We start from the raw sequence: 9,881 nt of genomic DNA, 5'->3' as shown, positions 1-9,881 counted from the left end.
ACACTAATGACGAAAGCCTACGATTTTGCTCAAGGCGTTGCCACAGACAAAGTTTTGATCAACGATTTCGCTCACGGAATTGGTGAATTTGTTAAACCAGTTCAAGAGAAAGCCAAAGGAATCGCTGCTGCAGCGATCGAAGCCAGTGAACGTTCCCAAACAGAAGCAGGATCAACAGTTGGACTATTCGCCATGTTGAAAATGCTGAAAGATCCAGAAGTACAGAAGACACTTCGTTTTGCTCAAGCGTTCTTGAACGTATTGGCTGAGCGCAAAAATTAATACGGACAAAGAGGATGATGAACATGTCGAAACAAATTCTAATTCTGGGCGGCGGTTACGGCGGCATTCTAACTGCGCTGACAGCACGGAAATACTTGACGGCGGCGGAAGCGAACATTACAATCATCAACCGTTTTCCAACCCATCAAATCATCACGGAGCTTCACCGTTTAGCTGGCGGCACTATCAAGGAGCAGGCTGTTGCGCTTCCATTGAACAAGCTATTGAGCGGTAAAGATGTCAATGTGGTTGTAGATACAATTAAAGAAATTAAGCCGAATGATAAACAAGTTGTGATGGAAAGCGGAGCTGTCCATTCCTATGATGCGCTTGTTGTCGCATTGGGCAGTGAAACGAACTACTTCGGGATTCCGGGACTGGAAGAGCACAGCTTTGTTCTTAAGTCTGCCGCGGATGCCAACAAAATTCGTGAGCATGTTGAAGCTCGCCTGGATGCCTACAAGCTGTCCGGAAACAAAGCCGATGCAACGATTGTCGTTGGTGGCGGCGGTTTGACGGGTGTTGAGTTAGTCGGTGAATTTGCGGACAAATTGCCTGAAATTTGCCGCAGCAAAGGGATTAACTACAGCGATATCTCGCTATATTGCGTAGAGGCCGGACCTTCCATTCTGCCTATTTTCCCAAAAGTCCTGATCGATCGTGCCGTTGCAAGCCTTGAAAAACGCGGCGTTACGTTCCTTATGGGTGTAGCTATTACAGAAGCTACCAAGAATACAGTAGCTCTTAAAAATGGCCAAACTATCGAATCCAATACCATCATCTGGACAGGTGGAGTTAAAGGCAATCCGGTTGTTGGCAGCTGTGGTATCGCTGAAGATCGCGGTCGCGCAACGGTTACATCAACGCTGCAGTCCACTTCCCATGCCGATGTTTATTTGGCTGGCGACTGTGCAGTTGTATTCCCTGAAGGCAGCGAACGTCCTTACCCTCCTACGGCTCAACTTGCTTGGCAAATGGGTGAGACGGTTGGCTACAACCTTTCTGTACAGCTTAAAGGCGGTGTAATGGATACTTTCACACCTGTATTCTCTGGAACTCTGGGAAGCCTTGGTCGCAAAGACGGTATCGGTACGATTGGTGCCAGCGGTACACAACTGAAGGGTCTACCGGCTTCACTTATGAAAGAAGCAAGTAACATCCGCTATTTATCCCATATCCACGGTCTTTTCGCTCTGGCTTACTAAGAGCAGCAAAGCACGTGCCATACAGCGTTAACCAAAAATGTCCGACTCGCTTTCGAGTCGGACATTTCTTTTTATTTTAAAATCTCATCGATGCGTTTCAATTCTTCTTGTGTGAACGTCGATACCTTCAAAGCTTCAACCGCATCTTCAATTTGACTCACTTTACTCGCGCCGATCAAAGCTGACGTCACACGGCCACCGCGCAATACCCACGCCAGTGCCATTTGCGACATTTTTTGACCCCGTTCAACCGCAAGCTCGTTTAGTTTTCTGACTTTCGAAATTCGTTCTTCATTAATGTCTTCCGATTTGAGGAATACACTTGAGCTTGCCGCTCTGGAATCCGGAGCAATACCATTCAGATAGCGATCGGTAAGAATACCTTTATATAACGGTGAAAAAGCGATGGAACCGATTCCCTCTTCCTCCAACACATCTTGAAGCCCGTCTTCAATCCAGCGTGACATCATGGAGTAATCAGGTTGATGGATGACACATGGAGTGCCTAACCGCTTCAAAATTTGTGAAGCTTCTTTGGCCTCCGCAGGTTTATAGTTGGAAATACCAACGTAAAGCGCTTTGCCTTGCTGAACGATTTGATGCAGAGCACCCATGGTTTCTTCAAGCGGCGTGTTCGGGTCCGAACGGTGATGATAGAAAATATCTACATAGTCCAATTGCATGCGTTTCAAGCTTTGATCTATACTAGCAATCAAATTTTTCCTTGAGCCCCATTCTCCGTAAGGACCCGGCCACATATAATAGCCTGCTTTCGTCGAAATGATGAGCTCGTCCCGATAAGCCGCGAAATCCCCCTTTACCATATGGCCAAACATCTCTTCGGCAGAACCAGCAGGCGGTCCGTAATTGTTCGCTAAATCGAAGTGGGTAATTCCTAAATCAAAGGCTCTTCTTAGCATGTTTCTGCCGTTTTCGAATGTATCGATACCACCAAAATTGTGCCATAGCCCTAAAGAAATAGCCGGCAATCTTAGACCACTACGGCCACTGCGGTTATAGGTCATGGCATCATATCTGGATGAATTTGCTAAATAACTCATGTTGGAACCTCCTAATGGATGTGAATTAGTTTCATTGTAGCGAGATTCGGTTTAGAAGCCAATGTTCATAAGGATGTTCTTTATGTCCTAATGTCTGCTTGCTCCAGTTGCCGATTCACATCGAAATGCTTTGGGAGAGGCTCCCTTTACGCGTTTAAACATCTTGGAGAAGGTGAGCTGATCCTGATATCCTACCGAGCTTGCCACCTCACCGATCGCATAGCTGCTGTTCTCCAGCAGCCCACAAGCCTTATCCATCCGATATTGGAGCAAATATTGCTGGGGCGGCAGTCCTGTAGCTTCTTTAAAAAGCGTTGAGAAATATTTACGGTCCAGCTTGAGTAAAGAAGCAAGCTGCTCTACGGAAATAGGCTCATTATAATGAGCATGAATAAATTCCATGCTTTGAATCACATAAACATCCAGTTTACTTGGTTGAATATGCCCGTTCGAGGAGGCAGGAATCACGTCTACCAGAACAGACATAAATCCATAAATAATGGACTTGATCAATAAATCATTGCCCCCTTCACGCCCGGCAGCTTCCGTTAATTGATCATACATGCTCGGCATGACTTTCCAATCCATCGGAAAGACAGGATGTTCGGGGGACAGTCGCGTGCGGGATAAAATAGATTCGACTTGAGCTCCGCGAAAACCAATCCACGAATACGTCCATGGCTCATCTTGATCCGCTTCATAATAGCTAATGACATTCGGGTATATGAGAAATGCTTGCCCTGGCAGAAGCTCATGCGTTTCAATGCCTATACGAACAAGACCCTTCCCTTTATGTATAAAATGAATTTTGTACAAATCGCGAACTACAGGTCCAACTGAATGGCCCGGCACGCAATCTTCCTTACCCCAATAAAACAAATGAAGATCCGGGTCCTCACGGAATAGACGCTCTTGATTGTATTGAAATGTCGCCATGTTCACACCTACTTTCTTGTAAAGACATTATACCATGAAATCATGTGTCTATAGCATGTAGGTCATCCAACGGTAAAGCTTCATGTCGGCATTCCTCATTTCTTCAAGTTCAATTAAGAATAAAGCGTTCGCCCTAAGAAAAACAGTACGGCAAAAGACCGCCAGGGAATCCCTGACGGTCCTATTAAGTATATCGAGATTTGACACAAAACCTGTTCACCAATTCAATATCATTCTAGCTAAGATCGCAAGATCGGCAATATCAATCACACCGTCATTATTGAGATCCGCAAATTTGTATTGTTCCCAATCCGCATCGGCTGAAGATTTTCCGTAATATTTCGCAATAATCGCCAAGTCACCGATGCTTATTTTACCATCATTATTTAAATCTCCAGGAGTTCCGGTGATTATAGAAGCCCTGAATGCTTGGATCGCTGCACTTAAGTCAACCGCTGCCTGCTGCACTTGCTGCTGAGTGACCGCTGCATCGCCAACTACTGTTTTGGCGCTATTAATCGCCGCCAGCAGTAATGCTTTCGATCCTGCCGGATATTGGCCGGCACGCGTGCCTTCCATCGCTGTATCATGCGTTTGCTGAGCCTCGGTAATGAGCGTGTTGAGAGCCCCTTTATTCACATAAGTGATATCTACGCTGCGCGAAGTGCCTTCTACTCGTGTTTCCTCTCCCTCTGCATTAGCGATCACTACATTAGACATAGTGATGGTAGCTGAGGATGTTTCGGTAAGCGCTTTGGCTTTCCAATGCAGCTTCAGTAGATCACCTCCCGCATTCGCGGCAAGGTCTCCACCGATACTAGCAGCAAGGATTCGGACTTTGCCCGGCGTTTCCTTTTTATCTATAAGCGTAAATCCAGTTTTCACGGATTCAACTGAGATAAATTCAACCTTCGCCGGATCATACGTGAACGTCAGATCCTGAGCTAAGACGCTGCCATGGGCGTTCGCCAAGCCGTATGTCAGATCGAACGAAGCACCTGCCATAACGGTATTTGCTCCGCTTAATGTGACATGGACGGATTGTTCCGTTTTGGCTGGTACAACAACAGGAATGTTAACGGTCTCTGCCTTCGTACCGTCCGATGTTCTCATCACTTCCAACACGAGATTCACCGTAGTGTCCACGCTCGATGGAATAATCGTTCCATCGGTTTGGATAACGGCTGTATTGTCCGATCGCTTGATGGCTATCGTGAAGCCTGTTGGTACGGTAGGCAGCGTTAAAGTTGTAGCGTTTGTTGCAGGTGCTGGAATCGATTTAATACTGCTTGCAATTCCCTCTGCCGTAGCTCCCGCTGGTACAATAACTTGAATACTAGTGGTATTCGCCCTCGTCCCACTCGATATTTTCGTGATTTCCAAAACAAGACTTACTGTAGTGTTAGCATCTGGCACACTCACATTTCCTAATGTATCAATAACTGACTCATTGCTCGAACTTTTAATTACTAAGGTAAATCCTTCCGGTACATGGGGAAGGGTTAAGGCCGCCGCGTTTTGGGATGGTGCTGGGATCGATGTAATGCTGTTCGCAACTTCCAGTGCGCTGCCCGGAGCTACTTTCAATCCATCAATAGCGGACTGTAGACCATTTGCAGCGGCATCGATGTCAGATTGCGGTGCATTCGGATTATCGTTTACGTTGGACGCGTTAGATAAAACCGCCTGCAGTACTTCCCACGATGAAACACTATAATTCTCCTCATCGATCGTTTGTACAAAATTCACCAGGCTTCCAAGCACTGTTCTATCGATATTCACGAAAAGCTGAATTTCTGCCACATTTGCATGTGATCCGTCTGTACCCAACCAACGATAATATCTATAGCCCGTCGAATTATTCAGTGTTTTGATATACCATGACGACGAATTGGCGTTACTTGGATTGTCTGTTATGGTAATTAAATCGACATACCCACTGCTTGCCGATGTATTCGATCCTTGGAATTTCGCTTGGTAAATCCTGGCTGCATTAGTTCCCGATCTCGGCAGGAAACGGAGCACATTGATCACTTTAGGACTTCCAAAATCCCATCCTACATAAGGAATGGTCACGCTATGGTCATAGAAGGTACTCGCATTATTGTCAAAAACGTTGGAAGGCGGGTAAGATCCGCCACTTGTCGAGCCAAAGGCGCTTCCATTTCCATTATTGTTAAGCGATAAATTGGTTATGAGAGACATATTTTTGAAAGTTACAACGATTTCGTCTGCGGAACCATTACTGGCCTTAGCCGTCACTTTGTAGATACCTTCACTCGTCGCATATAAGATCCCACTTGGATCAATTGTCGCATCTGTAGTTGCCGTCCCGTCTTCCTGAGTGACCGACCACGTTCGGCTGCCTTGAACTTGTAACTGAACAAAGCGGCTTCCATAAATGGTAGCGGAACCACTGGACACCTGAACGCTAGGTACGCTGCCTCCTGATACCGGCATTTGAATGGCTTTGTTCATTGCCACTTGCAATAAAGCAAGGGCACTGTCTATTTCTGCTTGTGTCGCGTTTACCTTATTATTGATGTCCTTCGCAGCTTGCAGAGCTGTTTGAAGAGCAGCCCAATTCTCTGGTGTGCTAAAATTGTCTGCCGTAAGCTTCATTGCACTGTTGATCGCTGCATTAAGAGCAACCTTGTCAATAATTTGGCTGATCACTAAAGCCTTGCTTGAATCAATCGACCTGATACCCTCATTTAAAGCGATTGCTGCAAATAATGCCGTATCCTTACTTATATTGGTTGTTGAATATCCTGAATATTTAGCTTTTACACCCAATGCGTTGATATACGCTTTCTGGAAGTCTTCCTGTCTTCCTTCCCAATTCGGACTGGTTGATATTTGTTTAAAGCCACCACTTGCCGTTGTGTCACCCGTATAGGCTGAAATGGATTTGGCAGCGGTTAATACGGAAGAGAGCGTTGCATCTCCGCTGTAATCTGTTCCGGAACTCGTAACCGTCACGGTACATACAACCGGCGGCAGGAGTGGATTCGCCATACTTGTACCGGTAATCGTAACCTTACCAGCTCCACGTGCGATGACCAAACCATTCTTATCCACCATCGCAATGTTCGGATTGCTTGTCGTCCACATCATTCTCTTGTCGTAAGCATTGTTCGGACTTATAGCGGTCGTGAGCTGGAGTCTGTTTGTGCCTGTAACTTTTCCTGTTGTAGAGCTCGTATTAGCTGGCCCGTATATGATAGCCGTCGCTGGGTTGACCATAGCCACGCTTGTCGGAATGGTGGATTCGTCCGCTACTTTGACCTTAAGAGTCTGAGCTACGCCCCCATCTTGTATGCTTCTCGCAGTCACGGTTACGTTCGCAACCTTATTCGCGCCTGTGCCCACCGCTTGGATTGTTGCTGTATTTCCGTTTCCTGCCACTGCGACAATGCTGTTGTCCGACGAAGTCCAGGTAACGTTGTCACTTGAATTACCGACTACAGTTGCATGTATAGTCGCTTTATCGGCTCCATTGCTTCCATTATAGATAAGGGTTGTGGAGTATTTATCCAATGTAAGATCAGAAACATGATTGGTAGGATCCGTCGTATCGTTCATGACCATGTATCTTGTGCCTTTTTGCGCGTCAATAACGATTTTTCCGCCGTTAATGGTGTAATTTACTGTAGCACCCAACGTTTTATCCTGATTAACTACCTGAATGATCGGCTTACCTGCTGTCCATGGATTGACAAGCGCTATTTTACCATCGCGCTTGCTGTTTAAGTCAACGTAAGGAATCGTTTGTGCTGTTGCGTCGTAAGCGCTGGATACCTCCACGTTGCCCATAGCACCGAGCCTTTCATAGTTCACAGACCTCGCCATATCCCAGTTTGGGAATACCCGTATCGTACTAGGTACGTTAGGTGTCGTGCTGCTCTGCATCAGCATAGAATCCAAAGTTTCCATTGACGCTATGGTTTCAACTGCGCCACCGCTTCCATAATAAGTAAGATTACTGTTTCGAACCTTTGCACTCAAAGAGGTTTTAAATTTGGAGATCAAATCCGCTGCAGGCCAACCAGCCCTTGCAGCAATCGGGAATACTTTCGGGAAACCGTTGTTCTGGCTGCTCCAGCCTGCGAACCCGGCTGCTGCCCATCCATTCATGTATTCAAGTGTATTCAAAACCTTTTGCAGCAGCTCTTTGTCGCCGTCCAACACTTGATTATTTTCAAACGGGAATACGACACCCTCAAGCTCAACCGGTTGGTCGCCCGGTTCAATCATGTCAACGTGCGCCTGATTAGGCGACTGATAGTCAGTAGCGATCAAAGTAGGTACAAAGTTGCTGTTGTTATCTGCATTGAATATACCCTTCGGAAGCATCGCTTCCGGGAACGCAGTATGGTCCATGAGATCTTGCCAGCGGCCAAGATTGGCTTGGTTTTCATTCATTTTTGAAGCATGGTTAATGAGGAAGTTTGACATAAACTTGATAGCGCCAATGTCCAAATCCGGATTAATGTCGGCAGCATCCCCTTCATGGATGGAAGAGCCAATGACGGAATAGTGGTATTGACCATTACCATCATCCTGTTTTAATACATAGGAACTATAAAAGGAGAGCAGTTGTTTAAGGTACGGATAAAGCACCGTTTTCAGGTAATTTTCGTCCAGCGTGTACTCGTAGTAGAATATCATCGGAACTGCCGCAAACATGCCGTTTGACTTCTGATCTGTCGAACTCGAGTTGAAGCCATACGTCTTTGTCGAGGCTTTTGCGTTCAAGGACGGTTGAGAGCTTGCCATGAGATGAAACGGCGAAAGGGTTCTGACATGCACGGCTCCGTCAAATCCCTGTGCCGCTGCATTATTCATTTGCCATGGGAGATCATAGGCAATAACTCTGTTGTACGGAATCGCAGTATCAATCCTGTTCACCGAGCCCGAAGCATAATAATGGGCTTGCTGGTTATAATTCAGGAAATACCTGCCGCCCCAGCCCACATTATCCGCGGGAATCCACTCACCGTACATCGAAGCAGGAAGGTTTTGCTTATTGACTTTTCCGTTCAGGCTTGTCGGCCTGTTGGAGCTGCCAAGAATGTAGAGCGAGCCGTGATAATACTTATTGAGTTCGGGATCGTTAAACTGCACATAGCTTTTAAGCCAGTAATTTTTCCACCAATCCAAGTGTTCATTTTTTAGCTGGTTAATCTTGCTTGGGGTCGTGTAAGCAGAAATGCTGCTAACGGCATCCGCTTGCACGTCAGCTACACTCTTGATCGAGTCGTAAGCGCCGCTGCTGCTCGCGAAGTAGGTTACCAAGTAGACTGTAGTCCCTGCCTCAACGGTAAAATCGCCAGACTCGCCAAGCGAGTTGTAATATTTTCCTTTGTTGCTGTCATAATAGTCATTTGCTTCAATCTTTTCTCGGGTATTGATGAGCGGAGCGCCAACAACAGTTGTTGCGGTCGCCGTTCTGCTCCTAAAGTTTGACGTGTTTCCAGTGGCGCCTGAATTGGAATCCCTAGTTGTCCACAGGACGGGATTTGCACCTTTCGTATCAATGCCTCCGGTATAGGGATAGGTGGTAATTGCATCCGTTAAATCGGTCGCGCTTGAATTGGCATAAGCCATTTTCGGAACCCATTGCTTTGTATTAAGAGTTACGGCACCGTTACCCCTGTTTTCAACTTCGGTTACAAATACATTGTCCGTATCAGCCGTCCACGATCTCATTTCGACGGTCGCGTCATAACCCTCATCGTTTTTAAGCTGCATCTTGGTAATCACTTGTGCATTCAAAATATCCTGAGTCATGTTGAAAACAGACGATGCATTGCTTCCTGCCGCCTTCGTAGGCCAAATATCCAGACCACCACCCGACAATATACCTTGATTGTCTTTAACCGAACTGCCCTGCGCATGAAGCGTTCCCCAAAAATCGTTCTTGCCGAAGTAGAACTGCTGTGAAGTGGTCGAAACCCCTGCGGCAATAACGCCGATGTCTCCGTTGCCCATAAGCTGTCCCGTTGTGTAACTGCCTTTATCCACATCACTGATTTTGAGCGGAGATGAAATTGAACCATAGATGCCTGACAGTGTATTCTGAAGATCTGACCAATCATTTTGCTTTAAATGGTCCAGAACTGCCTGTGTCGCCGTAAAGCTTGATTCCGCTCGAACAATAATGGTGCCCGGCATAAGACTAGTTAAGCTTGAAGCGACTAGCGTGATGACGAAAGTTAAGGATAAAGACCTGCGCATAGGTTTATGCTTTACCGATATCATGGAGCTCCTCCAATCTATTTTTTCATATTTCAAGTTCAGGTTCTATCGTACTTCTTTAACTGTACATTACTTCTCTCAAGACAAGTGATAGGCAATCTTATCGAAAATGTTCGAAATTTTATGATGAATCAGG

5 protein-coding genes are annotated in these 9,881 nt (G+C 46.1%); 2 read left to right on the top strand and 3 right to left on the bottom strand.

Annotated elements, in window-relative coordinates; all coding sequences use genetic code 11:
* Together FU659_RS09340 and FU659_RS09335 are read left to right on the top strand one after the other, a co-directional pair.
* Positions 1 to 282 (top strand): helical membrane plugin domain-containing protein (locus tag FU659_RS09340; RefSeq protein WP_147947318.1); only part of this gene is annotated, 282 nt, incomplete at its 5' end.
* Positions 283 to 305: 23 nt separating this feature from the next.
* Entirely contained in the window at positions 306 to 1,487 is a 1,182-nt protein-coding gene (locus FU659_RS09335) for an NAD(P)/FAD-dependent oxidoreductase (protein ID WP_147947317.1), read from the top strand.
* Positions 1,488 to 1,558: 71 nt separating this feature from the next.
* Here the strand turns inward: FU659_RS09335 and FU659_RS09330 are convergent, their stop codons facing one another.
* The 3 genes from FU659_RS09330 to FU659_RS09320 all read right to left on the bottom strand — a co-directional run bounded on the left by FU659_RS09330 (position 1,559) and on the right by FU659_RS09320 (position 9,748).
* Positions 1,559 to 2,548, bottom strand: coding sequence for an aldo/keto reductase (locus FU659_RS09330; RefSeq protein ID WP_147947316.1), 990 nt, complete (start codon positions 2,546 to 2,548; stop codon positions 1,559 to 1,561).
* Positions 2,549 to 2,635: 87 nt separating this feature from the next.
* Positions 2,636 to 3,484, bottom strand: a complete 849-nt coding sequence (locus tag FU659_RS09325) for an AraC family transcriptional regulator (RefSeq protein ID WP_147947315.1) — start codon at positions 3,482 to 3,484, stop codon at positions 2,636 to 2,638.
* A 216-nt stretch (positions 3,485 to 3,700) separates the two neighbouring features.
* Positions 3,701 to 9,748, bottom strand: coding sequence for a glycosyl hydrolase family 95 catalytic domain-containing protein (locus tag FU659_RS09320; RefSeq protein WP_147947314.1), 6,048 nt, complete (start codon positions 9,746 to 9,748; stop codon positions 3,701 to 3,703).
* Positions 9,749 to 9,881 lie beyond the last annotated feature (133 nt).

The sequence above is a fragment of the Paenibacillus sp. N3.4 genome (genome assembly GCF_008017805.1).
In the GTDB taxonomy this organism is placed as follows: Bacteria; Bacillota; Bacilli; order Paenibacillales; family NBRC-103111; genus Paenibacillus_E.
The sequence above is the reverse complement of the archived record's forward strand: the minus strand, read 5'-3'. Positions and strand labels throughout refer to the sequence as shown.